Annotated in this window: 12 protein-coding genes; 4 read left to right on the top strand and 8 right to left on the bottom strand. The window is 41.0% G+C overall.

What is annotated here, in order from left to right; all coding sequences use genetic code 11:
• The 4 genes from RS893_RS06095 to RS893_RS06080 all read right to left on the bottom strand — a co-directional run bounded on the left by RS893_RS06095 (position 1) and on the right by RS893_RS06080 (position 8,740).
• A complete protein-coding gene (locus RS893_RS06095) occupies positions 1–3,126 on the bottom strand; it encodes a PAS domain S-box protein (protein ID WP_315790333.1) in 3,126 nt (1,041 codons plus the stop codon).
• Positions 3,127–3,566: 440 nt separating this feature from the next.
• Positions 3,567–6,272: a family 10 glycosylhydrolase gene (locus tag RS893_RS06090; RefSeq protein WP_315790332.1), complete on the bottom strand. Its 2,706-nt coding sequence runs from the start codon at positions 6,270–6,272 to the stop codon at positions 3,567–3,569.
• Positions 6,273–6,356: 84 nt separating this feature from the next.
• Complete coding sequence (locus RS893_RS06085) at positions 6,357–7,682, bottom strand: TIGR03279 family radical SAM protein (RefSeq protein WP_315790331.1); 1,326 nt, start codon at positions 7,680–7,682, stop codon at positions 6,357–6,359.
• A gap of 98 nt (positions 7,683–7,780) precedes the next feature.
• On the bottom strand, positions 7,781–8,740 hold the full coding sequence (locus RS893_RS06080) for an undecaprenyl-diphosphate phosphatase (protein ID WP_315790330.1): 960 nt from the start codon (positions 8,738–8,740) through the stop codon (positions 7,781–7,783).
• 793 nt (positions 8,741–9,533) lie between these two features.
• Here RS893_RS06080 and RS893_RS06075 point away from each other — a divergent pair.
• Complete coding sequence (locus tag RS893_RS06075) at positions 9,534–10,181, top strand: DUF3120 domain-containing protein (RefSeq protein ID WP_315791884.1); 648 nt, start codon at positions 9,534–9,536, stop codon at positions 10,179–10,181.
• Between the two features lie 63 nt (positions 10,182–10,244).
• Here RS893_RS06075 and RS893_RS06070 read toward each other — a convergent pair whose 3' ends face one another.
• Entirely contained in the window at positions 10,245–11,090 is an 846-nt protein-coding gene (locus RS893_RS06070; RefSeq protein WP_315790329.1) for a prephenate/arogenate dehydrogenase, read from the bottom strand.
• Between the two features lie 84 nt (positions 11,091–11,174).
• Here RS893_RS06070 and RS893_RS06065 point away from each other — a divergent pair, with 84 nt between their 5' ends.
• The 3 genes from RS893_RS06065 (at position 11,175) to RS893_RS06055 (ending at position 14,408) form a co-directional block, all read left to right on the top strand.
• Positions 11,175–12,737 carry a pentapeptide repeat-containing protein gene (locus RS893_RS06065; protein ID WP_315790328.1) on the top strand — a complete coding sequence of 521 codons (1,563 nt, stop codon included), beginning with the start codon at positions 11,175–11,177 and terminating at the stop codon, positions 12,735–12,737.
• Between the two features lie 105 nt (positions 12,738–12,842).
• Positions 12,843–13,436 carry a DUF1517 domain-containing protein gene (locus tag RS893_RS06060; protein WP_315790327.1) on the top strand — a complete coding sequence of 198 codons (594 nt, stop codon included), beginning with the start codon at positions 12,843–12,845 and terminating at the stop codon, positions 13,434–13,436.
• A gap of 99 nt (positions 13,437–13,535) precedes the next feature.
• Positions 13,536–14,408 (top strand): hypothetical protein, encoded by an 873-nt coding sequence (locus tag RS893_RS06055; protein WP_315790326.1) that lies wholly within the window; start codon positions 13,536–13,538, stop codon positions 14,406–14,408.
• 123 nt (positions 14,409–14,531) lie between these two features.
• Here the strand turns inward: RS893_RS06055 and aroF are convergent, their stop codons facing one another.
• From aroF to rpsO, 3 genes are all read right to left on the bottom strand, one after another.
• Positions 14,532–15,590, bottom strand: a complete 1,059-nt coding sequence (aroF, locus tag RS893_RS06050; RefSeq protein WP_315790325.1) for a 3-deoxy-7-phosphoheptulonate synthase — start codon at positions 15,588–15,590, stop codon at positions 14,532–14,534.
• A gap of 514 nt (positions 15,591–16,104) precedes the next feature.
• A complete protein-coding gene (locus RS893_RS06045; RefSeq protein ID WP_315790324.1) occupies positions 16,105–16,569 on the bottom strand; it encodes a PAM68 family protein in 465 nt (154 codons plus the stop codon).
• Between the two features lie 11 nt (positions 16,570–16,580).
• Positions 16,581–16,850 carry a 30S ribosomal protein S15 gene (rpsO, locus tag RS893_RS06040; RefSeq protein WP_016865286.1) on the bottom strand — a complete coding sequence of 90 codons (270 nt, stop codon included), beginning with the start codon at positions 16,848–16,850 and terminating at the stop codon, positions 16,581–16,583.
• Between the last annotated feature and the right edge of the window lie 240 nt (positions 16,851–17,090).

The following is a 17,090-nucleotide window of genomic DNA, read 5'->3' as shown; positions in this document are numbered from 1 at the left end:
CTAAAGATTTTTTAATGGCAAGATGACAGTAAATGTTGTTCCTACTCCCACTTCACTGTTCACAAATATTTCACCGTGCTGTAAATCTATACATTTTTTGACAATTGTTAGTCCTAAACCAGTACCAGGGATATTGCCAACATTTGCAGCACGATGGAAAGATTCAAACAAACGCGGTAAATCTTCTTGGGGAATACCAATTCCTTTGTCTTTTATTTCAAATACAACAACTTGACCTGCTTGATAGGTGAGAGTAAATGTGATGATACTGTTGTTGGAGGAATATTTAATTGCATTCGTGAGTAAATTTCTGAGAATGTGTCCCAACAATTTTTGATCCATGTGGCAGGATATAGATTCGTATTCACAGTCAAAGGCGATCGCATGTTCTGTATTAACATCCTGTTGCAATTCTTGGAGTAAGTCACGGCAGTACTCAACCAAATCTAGTAATGTCGGTTTAAAATCTATTCTTCCCACTTCTGCCTTACCAATTACCAACACATCATTTAACATGTCAGTCATATGTTTAACGCTGTTTTGAATGCGATGTATATGGGAGAGTAATTTTTCTTCTGTCCATTTGTGATGATAGTGTTCTACTAACTCTGAAGAAGAAAGGATGGTACTCAACGGTGTACGAAATTCATGAGAGATGACAGTGACAAAACGAGATTTTAGTTCGTTAAGTTCTTTTTCTTTTTCCAATGCTGTTCTTAGTTCCTCTTCTAATTGCTTGCGTTTGTTAATATCTGTCCAATAACCGACAATTTCTAGGGGTTTACCAGTATCATCCCGTACAAGCTTGGATTGATCGTATACCCAAATGTAATTACCATTGTTGTGTAAAAAACGGTACTCACAAATATATTCTCCCTGCTGGAATAGGTTTATCATTTCCGTAAAAACATGGGATTTGTCTTCTGGATGGATGCGATCGCTCCAAAACTTAGAATTTTCTGTAAATTCTTCCGCTTTATAAGCCAGCATGGCGGTAACATTCTCACTCATGAAGGTAATGTCATAATCTCCATAAGGTTTACAGGTATAAATAATGGCTGGAGTTGCGGACAGTAAATATTGCTGGCGCTGTTGAGATACCATTAATGCTATTTCTGACTGCTTGCGCTCGGTAATATCGTTTTGAATGCCAACATAATGAGTGCAATTGCCATCAGTATCAAACACCGGAGAAATACTTAATTCATTCCAAAATAAACTACCATCTTGACGATAATTACGTAAAACAACGGTGCAATTTTTTGCTTGCTGGATAGCGTTTCTTAATTCTTGTATTTCTGGTTGATTGGTATCGTTTCCTTGCAGAAAACGACAACTGCGACCGATGACTTCCTCTGGAGAGTAACCAGTAATGTACTTAAAGGCAGGATTAGCATAGATTATTGGTAAGTTTGGCAGCCTCGCATCACAAATTACAATGCCGTTACTACTAGCAGCGATCGCGCGATCGCGCAAACGCAGGTTTGCTTCTGTTCGTTTGCGATCAGTAATATCTGTGGAAATGCCACAAATGGCACGGGGAAAACCATTGGCATCTTTTAAAGGAAACTTGACACAAAGATAGGTATGTAACCCATCATCTTGGGGAACAATTTCTTCTGCTTCTGTTGGCTTACCAGTAATAAGAACATTGCGATTATTCCTCGCAAACTCATCAGCTATGTGGTGCGGGAAAAATTTGTATATACTTTTGCCTTTAACCTGGTGTTTGGAAAATTTAAACACCTTTTCATACTCGCTATTAATAAGTAAAAATCTGTTTTGAGTGTCGACAACATAAATAATCGCTGGAGAATTATCTAAAATAGCCTGTAGCTGTGCTTGAGTCTGCCGCAATGCAGCCTCTGCCACTTTGAGGTCATGAATATCTGTATTTGTGCCGAACCAATTTACTATTTTCCCATCCTGATCACGTTGTGGTACAGCACGTACTAAGTGCCAGCGATATGTTCTGTCAGTTACTCTATACCAGCGAAATTCTAATTCTAATGGTTCACCTGTAACTATAGATTTTTGCCAAGCATCCAAACATTTAGATAAATCTTCAGGATGCACCCAATTTTGCCACTTCCAGCCCAAAATTTCTTCTTGTGTACAGCACAAGTAATTTTGTATGCGTTGATTGATGTACTCTACATTGCCATCTGGCTGAGCAATCCATACTTGTTGGGGAATAGATTCCGCTAAGAAGCGAAAGCGTTCTTCACTTTTTTGTAAAGCTTTTGTTCGTTCCTCTACTCTTGTTTCTAGTTCTATATTTTCTTGCTTTTGTTCAGTTATATCCCTTTGTACAGAAACAAAGTGAGTAATTTTGCCCTGTGCATCTGCTATGGGAACAATGTTAATTTCAACCCAATATGTAGAGCCATTTTTGTGGTAATTAATTATTTCTGCTCTAACTGGTAAGCCATTTTGTAGGGCAATGCGAATATGATTTAATTGGGTGCGATCGCTTAATTCCCCTTGTAAAATTCGTGGTGTTTTACCTATAACTTCAGCACTTGACCAACCGCTTATCCGGGTAAAGGCTTCATTTACATACACTATTCGTGGCCCAAGAGGTTCATCAAGTGCATCAGCTGTGGTGATGATAATGGCATCGTTAGCATTTACAACGGCTGACTCGAATAAACGTAATTGTTCGATGGTGTCTATTAGCTGACAGGGAGAACTGGGGGGAATTTGTAGTGCCTGATAAATAGTTTTGAATGTAACTATTCCAACTAGTTGGTTTTCTTTATCAACTATTGGTAGTAAAGGCAATTGATACTGCTGTAACAATGTCAATAAAACAGTAATATTATTTACTTCTATCTGACTATACCTAAGTGAGATTGCGGTAATAGTCATTACTTGCGAAATTGTGGTAGCTTGGAAGTCAAATTTATCACAGAGTAATCTCATTACATCTTGATCTGTAAACGATCCCAACACCCGCATTTTACCTGTGAACAAATTCTCTACCACTAAGACATAACTCGCTTGCTGCTGATGCATTAGTGCCACAGCCTCTAGTAAAGATGTGTCTGGTGTTACAGTTAGAGGCGAAAAATCAATTACGGTATCTATTGACGGCAGAGACACCAACTGAGTTAAGGCGTGCATAATTGCAATGGCCTTGAGCAATAAAAATTGAATAGCAGTAGCATATTTAACAGTTAATAGTTATCAGTTATCAGTTTCATTACTGGGTATAAATCTCCACTATGCCCTTAATAACTGTAGCCTTCTGCGGCAAATCAATTGCGCGTCTATGCTGTTCAGTAATTTAACTAGTTTCTAGTATTTTTTGGGCTAAATTCGTAACATTTCCTTGCAAAAAATCTACATTCTAAATTTAGAACTATTTTATTTATTGTTAATAAAATGACTAATAGCAACAGTAAAATCACTAAAAACAAAAACTTTGCACCAGTTGCAACAAAGCAGAGTAACCTCACCCTTTTCCCCTCTCCTTAGCAAGGAGAGGGGTGTCCTCTGTTGACGGGGTGAGGTTGCAAGGCTCGTGAAACTTGTTTCATCGGGACTGCGTTTAACCTCAAATCTTAAATTCCCGCAGTTCTTTCTCCGTAACGTAACAGTCTTTCGATCGCAACCAAACGATTTTCCCAAGCTTTGACTTGATAGGGATTAGCCACAGATTGCGATCGCATCCATACCCGAAATTGGAACTGAAAGCGAACCAGACTGGCTTTCGCAGCCACCAATTTACTAGCATTTGGCTCAGCAGCCAGCTGATTTAAAGCATTTTGTAAAACTTCTGCTTGAGTATTAAAGTCCGCAACTGCGATCGCTGATAATTTTAGTTCATCGTTTTGGGAAACAAACTTCCACTCGCGTAGCAAAGCATGATAACGACTAGCAGCAGCAGCAAAAGGCTGACGTGAAGGAATAGGTTCTTTTTGCCTACCTTGTTCTCTGCCTTGGGTGCGACTGAAAACAGTGTGCAATTCGTTGTTATAATTTTCCGCCGCAAACAGAGCATATCCACTAATTGGCAAATCCCTGACTAATTGGATTTGGTCAAACGCTCCAATAGTTGGTAGAGAAAGCAAACGAATTCCTGGTATTAGTAAGGTAGAGCCTAATTTTGCAGAAGCAATCCAAGGTTGTGCCAATCGCTCAAACCGGAGAGTATCTTGAGCATAGGTCATGGGAATAACTACATCAATATCACCCTGCCTGGCCCAAACTTCCCAATGCTGTTGAATTTTCTGAATACGTTCTTGTTCTGGTAAGGGAAATACCGCTACCGAGAAAAGCAAGTTAGGTCGTTTCGCTCGTAGATGTTCAGATACTTGGGCAACGAAGCTATTGATTTGCTGGGTACGAAATTGTGTCCACTTCTGCCATAATTCCCTTTGATTCGGGGAAATATTGACCGGATCTACACCAGTTAGCTGCTGAAACTTAGCTCTTGCGGCTTTGCCATAGCCGTAAGTCCTTCCTGCACTTGGATCTTGGAAGGGATAGCGAATATAGTCCAGCTGGAGACCATCTACTTGATAGCGGGTAACTATTTCCTCATACAGTCGCAGTAAGTATTGCCGTACCTCGGGATTAGCTGGGTCAAAGAAAGGTTTGCCTTGACCTGGGGGAATCATTTGACCACGGTTATCATAGCCTGCCCAATCTGGATGAGCAGCAAGCACTGGCCCCGGATAATTGGAATCAAGTTTGAGTATTTGATTGTGACGTTGATTACCAGCCGCAAAAGTCCAGACCCAAGCGTGTAATTCTATATCGCGTTGGTGGGCTAATTTCACGGCACTTGCTAGAGGGTCCCAACCACGAGTAAGAGGATTTTGCTGGGGTGCAACTTGACTGGGGTAAATTGTATAACTAGAGTTAACTGTTTCAAAAAATACTGTGTTGAATCCTGCTTGAGCCAAGCGATCAAAAATTGCAGCTAATCCCTTTTCGCTGCCAGCGCGGACAATTGTACCCCGATCCAGCCAAATTGCGCGGATTTCTGGTTGAGCCAATTTCTGATTAACAGGAAACTGCTGCCATAAGGAATTCTTGGCCATTACCCAATTTGATCGCGCTTGAGCATACTGTTTTTGGGCGATGAGCCGAGGCAAATTTTTAGCCACTTCCCTTGCTTGTGTCAGCACTTGCTCAATATTCTGGACTGGTGCGCCAGATTTAATTGAGGCGAATTGCGCTTGCTGTGCTTTGGCAACTTGGGAATTACGATTGTGTACCGTAGCTGCTAAGTGGGCGCTTTCAACTCGTCCAATGAGACTTTCTAACTGTTGCTGGAGAGCGATCGCTTCACTACGACTAATAGGTGTATTGGATTTAGGTTCTACATCTAAACGCACCCTCTGTTCCAGTTGATCGATAGCTTCATCTGAACGTGGAAACGTAATATTAGGTAGAGGTCGCGGTTGGGGAGCAGTGGCTGTAATTTGAGGAGGAGGAGTGGGGGGAGCGGGGGGAGTTTGAGGAGTGGGGGGAGTGGTGGCGACGACGGAGGTAGAGCAGATTTGTGAACCGCCTGGCACTCTATTATTATAAATAGAAAACTTTCGCAGATGCCGCTTAAGTGCAGCTTTTAACCAAGCTGCATCTGTTTTTACACCAGAAGCAGCATCTACTCCCCAACGCCAACCTAACAAAGTGGAGCGTTCTGTAGTTAATACTGCGGGCGGTGTATCTTTGGCATCCCAGACAGCAGCTGTTTGCGATGCTATAGTATTGGGAATCATCACACCACCACGAACTGTACCCAGCAGTTCATCTGGACTGTTCAAATTCCGTGTTATTTCTGATGAAGGTTGTAGTTTTTGCGGAGAATCTAAGCTGAATCCCCAATATCCACCTAAGAGGGATTGCAGCAGTTGACGGACTCCTGGTGCTGATGAACTCCCCACTGGGCCGCTAGCAATCAAGCGTCCACCATTTCTCATCCATTCTTCCAAAGCGATCGCTTGTGTTGGTGATACACTCTCTACATTCGGCAAAAATAACACCGGGCGATCGCCCCAATCTGCTGTACTCTTGACGTTATCTAAAGAAATTACACAGTACTTTATACCTATTGCTTGTAAGCGATTTTCTATTCCTGCCCACTGACTAGCATTTTCTTGAGTATAGACAACACTGATTATAGGTTCTTCAGCAGTCGTAGCGATTGCTGGTGTAATAGCGAGTAGATTGTAAAGTGTAAATTTTATTTTAAAAATAAATAATCCAGTTTTTTTGATATTCTTAAATTTATCTTTTGCTAGTTTTTTCTTTAGCACTTCACTATCCACTCCTCACTTAAATTAGTCATTGGTCAATGGTCATTTGTGATTCACTAATAACCACTAACTACTAACAACCAACTATTTAATACAAGTTTCTATTAGTTCTTCTATCCCCGCCACTGGGAAGATGTTGGTATCCAATTGCCGGGCTAAATCATTTACATTTATATCATCTAAAAATACCAACTCGCCATGTTTTAGCATGACAGTTGGCAGCAAAATTCCATCTCCTAAATCTTGCCCTTGTAAATTTAACAGTAAATCATGACCGGTTAGCAACCCTGTCACGGATATATTTTGTCCCCAATAATCGCTCTTGAGAGCCTGCATATTTACTTGTAAACCTTCTACCGAATTCAACTGTTCGAGAATTGGTTGAAATGCTTGTTCTACAGCGTTACCCACTACCCAGGTAAATCTTTTTTGTCCTGGTATTTTTGCTGGTAGTAATTCATCTGCAACTTGCATAAACTGCTTGATAAATAAGCGAATCGAGCCAACACCATTATCGATTTGGGGATAGTCTTCGTATTCAGATTCGCATGGTAATTCCTCTTTGGCAATTAAAAACCACTCATCAGCTAACCAAGCAAATGTATAATCAAACTTTTGCCGAAATTGCTGCTGAAGCGATCGCACTTGTTGAATTACCTCTTGGGCTTTTTCTCTAGTAACTGGTGTGAGTTCGTCTGCTTGGGGACGAAACTTGGTTAATCCCACTGGTACTACTGCTACAGAAGCAACAGTTGGCACTTCACCTGTATGAAATGACGCTAAGTCTCTCAGGGTTTGTTCCAAATGCTGACCATCATTTATACCAGGACATACGACTACCTGAGCATGGATTTGCAGCCGTCTTTGTTGAAACCACTTGAGTTGCTGCAAAATTTGTCCAGCCCGAGGATTTTTTAAGAGTCTAATTCTGACTTCGGGTTCTGTGGCGTGAACTGATACATATAACGGAGACAACCGCATTGCTTCGATGCGTTGCCATTCCCGTTCCCTCAAATTAGTTAAGGTTAGGTAAGAACCATACAAAAAGCTTAAGCGATAATCGTCATCTTTGAGATATAAACTTGAGCGTTTACCTGGTGGCTGTTGGTCGATAAAACAAAACGGACAACGATTATTGCATTGGATTAAATTATCAAATAAAGCAGTTTCAAATTCTAGCCCTAAATCCTCGTCGTAGTCTTTTTCAATTTCAATATGATGAGTTTTGCCAGTAGCGTCTAAGACTTCTAGTTCTAAAATCTCATCAGCGCACAAAAACCGATAATCAATTAAATCACGGGGAGGTGTGCCGTTAATACTGACGATCGCATCCCCAACTTCAAAACCAATTTCTGCTGCAATCGAATCGGGTAATACTTTGGTAACTCTAGCCGGACGAATAGTAGTCATTTTAAATATAAAGGCTGAAGTATGAAGGCTCAAGTGTGGAGGATAAAGAATGAAGTATTATTTTTTCATCCTTCATCCTTGACACTTCATCCTTTGTTTTAACTATTTATCAACAATCCCATCCTAATAGCCGCCAGTATTAATATGCCAAATATCAGCCTATACCAAATAAATACCCAATTACTGTGGGTTTTGAGGAAGCGCAGCAACCCTGCAATTGCTAAATAGGAAAATATTGTTGCTGAAATAACACCAACAATTAAAGAAGCTATTCCCACATCTGCAACACCTTGCCCTAAAACATCTTTTAATTCGACTAACCCAGCCAAAGTAATGGCTGGAATTCCCAACAGAAACGAAAAACGTGCTGCTGTTTCTCGTTGCAATCCGATAAATAATCCAGATGTGAGAGTAGAACCGGAACGAGATACGCCCGGAATTAATGCTAAAGACTGGGCTAAACCCATCAATAACCCATCTTTCATGGTCAAATGTTCAAAGTCGCGTTGACGCTTGCCTAGTATCTCTGCTAATCCCAGTAATAGTGACATGATTATAGAAGCGATCGCGATCGCAGCTAAACTGCGTATCGGTGAATTATCAAAATCTGGAATAAATTTTTTGATCAACAATCCAAAAAAGACGATGGGTAAGGTTCCCAACACAATTCCTAAACAAAGACGCAAGTCGTAGTCAGCGTAATCTTTACGGGCAATAGCACTCCATCCTCCCTTAAGCAATCGTGTCAGATCTGACCGGAAATACCACAATACAGCTGCAATACTTCCTAACTGAATAATGGCTGTAAAAGCGACCCCTGGATCTCCCCAACCCAGAACTACTGGTACAACTTTTAAATGTGCTGTGCTACTGATAGGCAAAAATTCTGTTACTCCTTGCACAAACCCCAAAATAATCGCTTGCAAGATATTCATTTGTTGCACTCCATTGCCCGGAATTGGCTGGGTGCTAAGAACTTTTAGCGGTTGGGCTGCAACTGAAATAAAAGTCGATGCAGCAGTTAAAAGCACGAATAGTTGACGTTTTGATAGAACCATTTGTTTTTTATGCGATCATTGTCATTACAATCGAGTGAAACTTCCAGGTGTTTGGCATACCTTCTGGCAGATGTAATAGAAGAAGGGCTATTGGTAAAGGTTGTGGGAGACGGCTTTGGAATAGATACATTTAATCCCCTCCAAGAGTTCCCGAGTACCCATTAGCCTTCTTCTGTGAAGAATTTACCACTCATAATAAATCTTCGTAATTTTACAAAATTTTCATAACTATGCTTGTGTTCTTTGATTACAGCACCTCAACTTTTGGTGTGATTTTTCCAAGTGTTTAGGCTATGGCTTGACACCCTTGAAAAGATTTGTCTACCACTTGATTGTCAAATGGTTAATTTACTTAGTGCTTGTTAAATGCGAATCACCTAACAGTAACGCCTCAGTTCAAGCAATTAACAGATAGCCAAACTTGAAAACTAGTAGTTTATGTCATTAGTTCTGCAAAGAACCAGATCCCCGACTTGTTAAAAAAGTCGGGGATCTCACAGATTATCAAAAGTAATTTGGTGGAGTGCTGTCTTGAAAATAGGAATTGGGGATGGGGAATCGGGAATTAACTTAGCAGCAAACCCTGTGTTACCATCAGTACAATATAAATATGCCCGGGGGGGGCATATTTGATTGTGATATCTTAAATAAGATAAAGTTAAGTAAAGAATATTAATAAACTTTGGTTAACAATACATTGTCCTCATACACTGTTTCCACCGACATCAAATCAAAGACTGAGACATTCTCTGCCTCTGTACATTCTCAGGTGAATGCCTCAACTCCGCTTGGCATGTTTGCCTCGGCTCGGCAAACTTGGTTAATATTCGCAGCAGCTATATTTTTGGTATCTGTACCAGTATTTATCGAAGCCCCTCTAGTGCGATCGCTACCCTGGTTGAGTATTGGTCTCACATTTTTATGGGTGTGGCTGAGTTTATTATTAATGTCACGTTCTGTAACATACCATTGGGGAGATTTATTATTTGGGTTTAGCTGGAGTTGGTTAGCTGGTTCAATTTACTGGGGTTGGTTGCGTTGGGAACCTTTATGGCATTTACCAGTAGAGTCTATAGGTCTACCGTTTGCAATCTGGTGTCTGCGTCGAAACTGGGGAAAAATCGGTAACTGGTTTTATTTAGGTTCCTTAATTGGTACTGTCTTAACTGACGTGTATTTCTACTTGGTAAATTTAATGCCGCACTGGCGACAAATTATGCGAGTAGAACCAGAATTCGTGCCACTAATTTTACAGAGTGCAGTCGCACGAGTACAAACGCCTTGGGGAGTAGCCTGGGCATTAATTCTGGCTATGGTTCTCACGATGGTAGGAATTTTACCTTTAGGTAGAAGACAGTGTCACTGGTATGCTTTTGGCGGAGCCGTGTTAAGTACAATTTTGGTAGATAGTTTATTTTTGCTAGCTGCCGTTTTAGCATGAGAAGATAGAAGCCTTCTACTTAGTTGTTTGTGTTTTGAACGACTATCTACTATCCACGCACCATTAACAATCTTCAATAAATTTAGGACGATTTGATTGAGCCAATTTGAAAAGTTCTTCTAACTCTGTCCACTTTTGTTGCTCAATCAGGTGAATTAATTCATCGAGATTATGGCGATATTGTCGGAGCGATCGCAATAATTCTTGTTGGTTATATTGTGCCATCATCATCCCTAATTCTGGATTGCCGCCGCCGATGCGACTAGTGTCTCGAAAGCCAGAACTAGCGAGATTTTGTGCTAATTGCAATACCTGGGCATCGCTTTCACTCAAGCAAGCAGCAATTAAAGCAGCGCTAACCATGACTGGCAAATGAGAAATCCAACTTACTGCCCGGTCATGATTTTCTGGAGGACAATGGTAAACTCTACACCCCAGTTGATTGACTATTTTCTCTACACAAGATAATGCATCTGTTGGTGTTGTCGCTGTTGGTGTTAACACATAAGGTCGACCAATAAATAAATGCTTTTGTGCAGCCTCAATACCACTTTCGGCTGTACCCGCCATTGGGTGTCCCCCGATAAAATTTGTCCACAGGGGAGAAATTGCTGTGACTATCGGTGTTTTAACTGAACCGACATCAGTAATCACAACATTAGCAGGTAGATGAGCGATTAACTGCTCGATTGTGGGAATAATAAGTCCAATCGGTGTACAAATAAATACAACCTCTGCGGCAGTGAGCAAGCTCATGTTAACAGATGCTTCATCTACACTACCAAGGGCGATCGCCTTGGTACAAGTTAATTCCTTACGACTAACTCCAAACACATAATGTCCATGCGATCGCAAATCTAAACCCAAAGAGCCACCAATTAGTCCGAGTCCTAAAATACCAATTTTCATTGTGATTTTGATCGAAATTCAATTACGAGTTAAGATACACAACTTTACCCACTATTTGAGTTGGCATCCGGTGAGGTAACTCCAATGACTTTAGAGGAATTGCTAGCAAAATACGAAGCAGGAGAGAGAGATTTTAGCGGTGTTGATCTTTCTGAAGCTAACCTCAGTGGTGTCAAGCTCAATGAAGCAAATTTTAGTCATGCTAATTTGAGTATTGTTAATCTCAGTGGTTCCCATCTGTGTGGTACTGATTTCAGTCATGCCCAGATCAATGTAGCGAGATTAAGTGGTGCTTATCTTCACCAAGCCAACCTCAACCACGCTAGTCTCAATGTTGCCAATTTGATTAGAGCGGATTTGAGTCGCGCCCAACTCCAGTCAGCCTCCCTCATCCGTGCAGAGTTAATTCGTGCTGATCTGAGTCGTGCTGATCTGTTTGCAGCCAATCTCAGTTGTGCGGATCTTAGAGAAGCTGCACTTCGCCACGCTATACTGCGCTACGCTAATTTGAGCGAGGCGAATTTGAGGGATAGTTTGTTAACAGAAGCAAATTTAGAGGGCGCTAACTTAAATAACACCGACTTGAGCCGTACCGATTTCAGTGGTGCTAATTGCCGAAATGCAGAAATGAGACAAGCCAATCTTAGCCATAGTAATTTGAGTGGGGCTAATTTGAGTGGAGCTAATTTGCGTTGGGCAGATTTAAATGGGGCAAATCTGAGTTGGGCAGATTTAAGTGAAGCAAAATTGAGTGGTGCGAATCTGATTGGGGCAGATTTAAGCAATGCCAACTTAACCAATGCTAGTTTGGTTCATGCTGATCTAACTCAGGCTAAATTAATAAAAGCCGAATGGGTAGGTGCAGATTTATCAGGGGCAACTTTAACAGGCGCGAAACTTTATTCGACCTCCAGATTTGGTTTAAAAACTGAGGGCATGATTTGTGAGTGGGTTGATCTTAGTCCTAGTGGCGATCGCTCTATCATTCAAAAATTCAACACTGAAGAATCACGGGAATTTTTTAACGAAACTCCACCGACAATTCGGATTGTGATCGATAAACCCTTGGATCATGAAGCGAATTTTGCCATTGCTGGTGCTTATCACCAGATAGCTCAACAATATCGCGAATTCAAACAACCTCCCAGCATGGAAATTGGGCGTCGGCGTACAGTTTTTACATTTTGTGTAGATAGTGATCTGAATTTATTACCCATAGCTTACATGGCAATTCTTCCCTTCCAAGATTCTACAACTACCCAAAACAATATTCGTACACTATTGGCAATCATCAAGAGTGAAAAAGTTTCTCATATTACTTCATTGACTCCTCAGCACTTTCAGCAATTGACTACATTGGTCGAACAAGTTATAGAAAATACTGGTGTAATCAAAAAACTAATAAATATACTTAAAATTACAACAAAAATCAAATTTTTCCAAGCACCAACCCAGACAATTTTAACTAATTCTAGTGCCGAAAGTTTGATTATCCATGACCATCCTCACTTTGGTAGATTTATTGATAATTCTGACATTAATGCATCTACAAATGATGGCAACTCTCTAGGCACTACCAAAGTTATTACACCTTCTGCAAGTATGGTTATTGATTTTATCAAAGGATTTCATTACATAAGCTCATAGATAGTAGTTAGTGGTAAATCAAAAACTATAAACTACTAACTGCTAATGTACAGACGCGATTAATCGCATCTCCACCCACTAACAACTAAAATATGAGGAGGAAAAATGCGCGATTCCTTTAATAGAATGATGGGTAAGACTCGCTATGTAGTTTGTCGTATTATGTTACATTTAGCGGGATCTGAAGTTGCACCAATTTTAGGAGTATTAAATCGTGGTGCGCGGGAAGCAATGGATTCTGAAGGTGATCTCAATGTTTTAGGAGAAGGATTAGTAGAACTTTGCGAAACTCTACTGCAATATGATGAATATTGGCTTTCTGCTGCTAATGAAGGCGAAGTATTTTGGAATGAAGGCGAAGCAGGGGATTATATCAATGAATTATTTACAGACTCTGCCCAACGTTATAAAAGTGAGCCAGATTTCAGTTCTGAGTCTGATTATAATGACTCTTTTTCTATTCCTGTAACCCGCAATGTTGTGGTGATGATTACAGTTGCTTATACAGGAGAAGTACCAGAATTAGAAACTGATCTGGCCAATCTTTACGCTCTCAAAGAAGGCTTAAAAGCCTTAATAAACTTGCATTATAACCATAAACTCCAAGCAATCCAGGTACATTTTTCACCTGCTCAATTAGGTGATGAACTTACTAACGATCAGCTTTTGCAATACTACCCAGAGTTGATACCTTTGTAATTGTTAGAGAATGGGAGTTTTCACCCATTCGTAATTAGTAATTACCAATTACCAGTTTGATGGAGAAATTGTTAAGCTCGAGGATGAGAAAATAATCAAATGCTGATGAAAATTTTGCGTCAATTCACAGTAATTTTTTTAACATTAAGTTTGTGTTTAACCACAGTTGCCTGCGGCGGTGGAGCAAATCAAAATCAGCCGCAAGCCAACAATGCTAGCCAAACAACAAACATAAATAAGTTGGGTGATGGTCAGTATCCAGTACAACAAGCTACTTATGATGATGCTGACGGACTGTATACTCTGTTTTTACTCAACGCTACGCCCCCAACTGTCAGAACCGAAAATTTGCAAATGGCACGGCTGACCGATGACGAAATTAAACAGGGTAAGAAAACTTACCTCAAAGTAGAAAACGGACAGCCAGTGATGTACTTAACAGAAGACTTTAAAATTGAGTACGTCCACAACGTTACCCAAACTCAGACAAATCCTCAAACCGGACAACAGGAGACAGTAGTTGTTCGTCGAGAAAGCGGCTTCTGGTCTCCTTTTGCTGGGGCATTAGCTGGCCAAGCTTTGGGTAGTCTCCTGTTCAGACCCCAATACTATGTACCACCTGTGTATCAGCCAGGAGTGGTGTTAACTGGCTATGGTGGTTATGGCAGAACTTATAATGATGCGGTGACAAGCTATCAGCGTCGTTACAATCAGCCACCAGCAGTAGTTAGAAATCGTACAGCTTTCCGTACTACAGGGAATCTACGGAGAAATCCCAATAGTTCTACTGTACGACGCACAACACCACGTACCACTACTGGTAATCGCCCGACTGGTTCTGGTTATGGTAGCAGTACCCTCAGACCATCTGGTAACTCTAGTTCTACGAGACGTAATACTGGCAGTCGTTTTGGTAGCGGACGTAGTTCTCCAACTCGTCGTACTACTGGCTTTGGTAGCAGAAGACGCTAGTTTGAAAAGACAGAAGATGTAACAGCGTTGTCAATAAGGTAAAAATAGACGCGGTGACTTGGAGAATATATAGAAACTCCTAATATCACCGCGTCTCTTTTTTCCGCGTCTTTCTTGCTGTCTTTAAGCTAAAGCCACAGCTGGTTGTGGCCAACGTCCTACAGCTTTACCAATAACTGCTAGTTCTTGCATTAACTGGTCGAAAGCTTCTGGTGTCAGGGATTGAGGCCCATCTGACAAAGCCTTCTTCGGGTTAGGATGAACTTCAATCATTAAGGAATCACAGCCAGCAGCAATAGATGCCATTGCCATCGAAGGTACATAAGCAGCCCAACCAGTACCGTGACTTGGATCAATCATGATCGGCAGGTGAGTTAAGTTTCGCAAAACAGGTATTGCTGATATATCTAAAGCATTGCGAGTGTATTGGCGATCAAAGGTGCGAATTCCTCGCTCGCATAAAATCACATTTGGATTTCCTGCCGCCAGAATATATTCAGCAGCCATTAACCATTCTTCAATAGTTGCCGACATCCCCCGCTTGAGCAGCACTGGTTTCGGTTGTGCCCCTACTTTCTTAAGTAGAGAGAAATTTTGCATATTTCTTGCCCCTACCTGGACAACATCAGCAATTTCTACGATTTTATCCAGGTCGGCGGCGTCCATAACTTCAGTAATGATACCCAGCCCGCTAGCTTCCCGCGCTGCTGCCAGTAATTCTAAAGCACTTTCACCATGACCTTGGAAAGCATAAGGCGACGTTCGGGGTTTGTATGCACCTCCACGCAGAAATCTAGCTCCCGCAGCTTTCACGCGCCGCGCCGTCTCAACAATCATTTCTTCATTTTCGACGGAGCAGGGCCCAGCCACAACTATTAAGGGATGATGTTCACCAAAGGTAACATGCCCATCAGGTGTGTTTGCTACTACCTCAGACGCTTCGCCGTGGCGGTATTGACGGCTAGCCCGTTTGTAAGGCTGTTCTACCCGCAATACTTGCTCAATCCAAGGACTAACTTCCTGAATTTGCAGGGGATCTAAGTCGGCTGTTTCGCCAACTAGACCAATTACAACCTTATGTTTACCAACAATTTTTTCTGGTGTCAGCCCCCAAGTGGTGAGTTCCTCACTAACGCGGTTGATTTCCGCTTCAGGGGAACCAATTTTCATGACTACAATCATGTTAGTTGCTAATTGCTAGTTGCTATTAATTATTATCTAATATCTAAGTAATTTAGTTAATGTTTGTAGTTGCTAGTTTGTTCTTTACGCTTTAGCACAAGTTATCTCTGAATTGTTACAAATTTATAGTAATACTTTCATAAATCACATATATTTAAAAAATATTAACTTTAGAAAGCGTTATCGAAGTTTGGATTTTGCGAAAACAGGACTTATGTTAAGAATTGACAAAAAGCTTAGTTTATTGAACCGCCAAGACGCCAAGTTTCCTCCGCTAGTGTAAGCTACTCGCGCTAGCGAGTACCCTGTAAAGAAGTTATTAGTCATAAGAAAAATAAAAAATAGAGCGCTCAGTAGTTTTGCTACTGCTGTATTGGGTAAAAAATATAAATTTTTTATTAATTTTTTAATGTTGAAGTTGTTAAACTTCAACACTTTTCTCAAATTTACCCAATAGGCTGGAAAGATACTTATTTCCATACCAGCAATCATTTAAATATCTGAGCGCTAACAATTATGTATTCTTTTTCTGCCGAGATTGGCGCCAAGCTGATACCATCCGTCCCACGTTGACAGTGAAGTCACTCCAACCTAAGAGAGTTCCGGTTCTATCTTCATCCCAAGAAGCAGAAAGAACACCATAAGATATCCCCAATACACCTAAACCAAAAAATCCCATATTCACCAATAAAACGGCAACAGGAGGTAGTTTGATATCGGTGTTGACTAAAAGCAAATAGCTGACAACCAAGGTCATGATGCCTAAAGAAGTTGGCACTCCAGCAAAACCAGCCACTCGACGCATCATTCGTTGGCTGACTACTTGAGGGATTGCAACTTCTTCTTTGTTATAACGTGGCTTTTTCGTTTCCTTTTTTACAGACTCTTGCTTGACAATCGGGGGTTTGCTTTCTGTTTTGCTAGGTTTTTGGCGCTTTTTATTCGGTTCAAACGGCAAGCGGTCAGATTCAGCAGGCATAAAAAGGGTTCCTATCCACGAATACCGAGACGGCCAATCAAAGCTTGATAATGTTCTCGGTTTTCTTTCTGTATATAGGATAAAAGACGTTTACGCTGACCGATCAACTTTAACAACCCTCGACGGGAAGAAAAGTCTTTTTTATTGGCTTGCAGATGTTCACTGAGACGATTAATACGCTCCGTCAGCATGGCAACTTGAACATCGGCTGAGCCTGTGTCGGTTTCGTGTACTTGGTATTGTGAGATGATCTCTTGTTTGCGCTGTTGCGTCAGAGCCATGATTCAGTTAATTTTCTATTTCTAAATTTATGCAGCAGTCTCCCATATTATCACAAAGCTTTATTAATCTTTGAGGGTATAAGGGTGGAGGTGGGGTGATGAGGAGTGTGTAGACGCGCAAGCGACTTCCCGCAGGGTGGAGTGGGGGGAGTGTGAGGAGTGTAATATTTTCCGTGTCTTTTGTACCTCCTTGTCCTCTTAATCTTTAGTTCTGCCAAAATAAAAGTATTGGGTGGACTG

The sequence above is a fragment of the Fischerella sp. JS2 genome, assembly GCF_032393985.1.
Lineage (GTDB): Bacteria > Cyanobacteriota > Cyanobacteriia > Cyanobacteriales > Nostocaceae > Fischerella.
This window is presented reverse-complemented; position numbering and strand designations above follow the sequence as displayed.

What these genes read in the sequence shown, in the direction of transcription:
- RS893_RS06095 (WP_315790333.1), bottom strand. Translation starts at nt 3,126, where the DNA reads ATGCACGCCTTAACTCAGTTGGTGTCTCTGCCGTCAATAGATACCGTA.
- RS893_RS06085 (WP_315790331.1), bottom strand. Translation starts at nt 7,682, where the DNA reads ATGACTACTATTCGTCCGGCTAGAGTTACCAAAGTATTACCCGATTCG.
- RS893_RS06080 (WP_315790330.1), bottom strand. Translation starts at nt 8,740, where the DNA reads ATGGTTCTATCAAAACGTCAACTATTCGTGCTTTTAACTGCTGCATCG.
- RS893_RS06075 (WP_315791884.1), top strand. Translation starts at nt 9,534, where the DNA reads ATGTTTGCCTCGGCTCGGCAAACTTGGTTAATATTCGCAGCAGCTATA.
- RS893_RS06070 (WP_315790329.1), bottom strand. Translation starts at nt 11,090, where the DNA reads ATGAAAATTGGTATTTTAGGACTCGGACTAATTGGTGGCTCTTTGGGT.
- RS893_RS06065 (WP_315790328.1), top strand. Translation starts at nt 11,175, where the DNA reads ATGACTTTAGAGGAATTGCTAGCAAAATACGAAGCAGGAGAGAGAGAT.
- RS893_RS06060 (WP_315790327.1), top strand. Translation starts at nt 12,843, where the DNA reads ATGCGCGATTCCTTTAATAGAATGATGGGTAAGACTCGCTATGTAGTT.
- RS893_RS06055 (WP_315790326.1), top strand. Translation starts at nt 13,536, where the DNA reads ATGCTGATGAAAATTTTGCGTCAATTCACAGTAATTTTTTTAACATTA.
- aroF (WP_315790325.1), bottom strand. Translation starts at nt 15,590, where the DNA reads ATGATTGTAGTCATGAAAATTGGTTCCCCTGAAGCGGAAATCAACCGC.
- RS893_RS06045 (WP_315790324.1), bottom strand. Translation starts at nt 16,569, where the DNA reads ATGCCTGCTGAATCTGACCGCTTGCCGTTTGAACCGAATAAAAAGCGC.
- rpsO (WP_016865286.1), bottom strand. Translation starts at nt 16,850, where the DNA reads ATGGCTCTGACGCAACAGCGCAAACAAGAGATCATCTCACAATACCAA.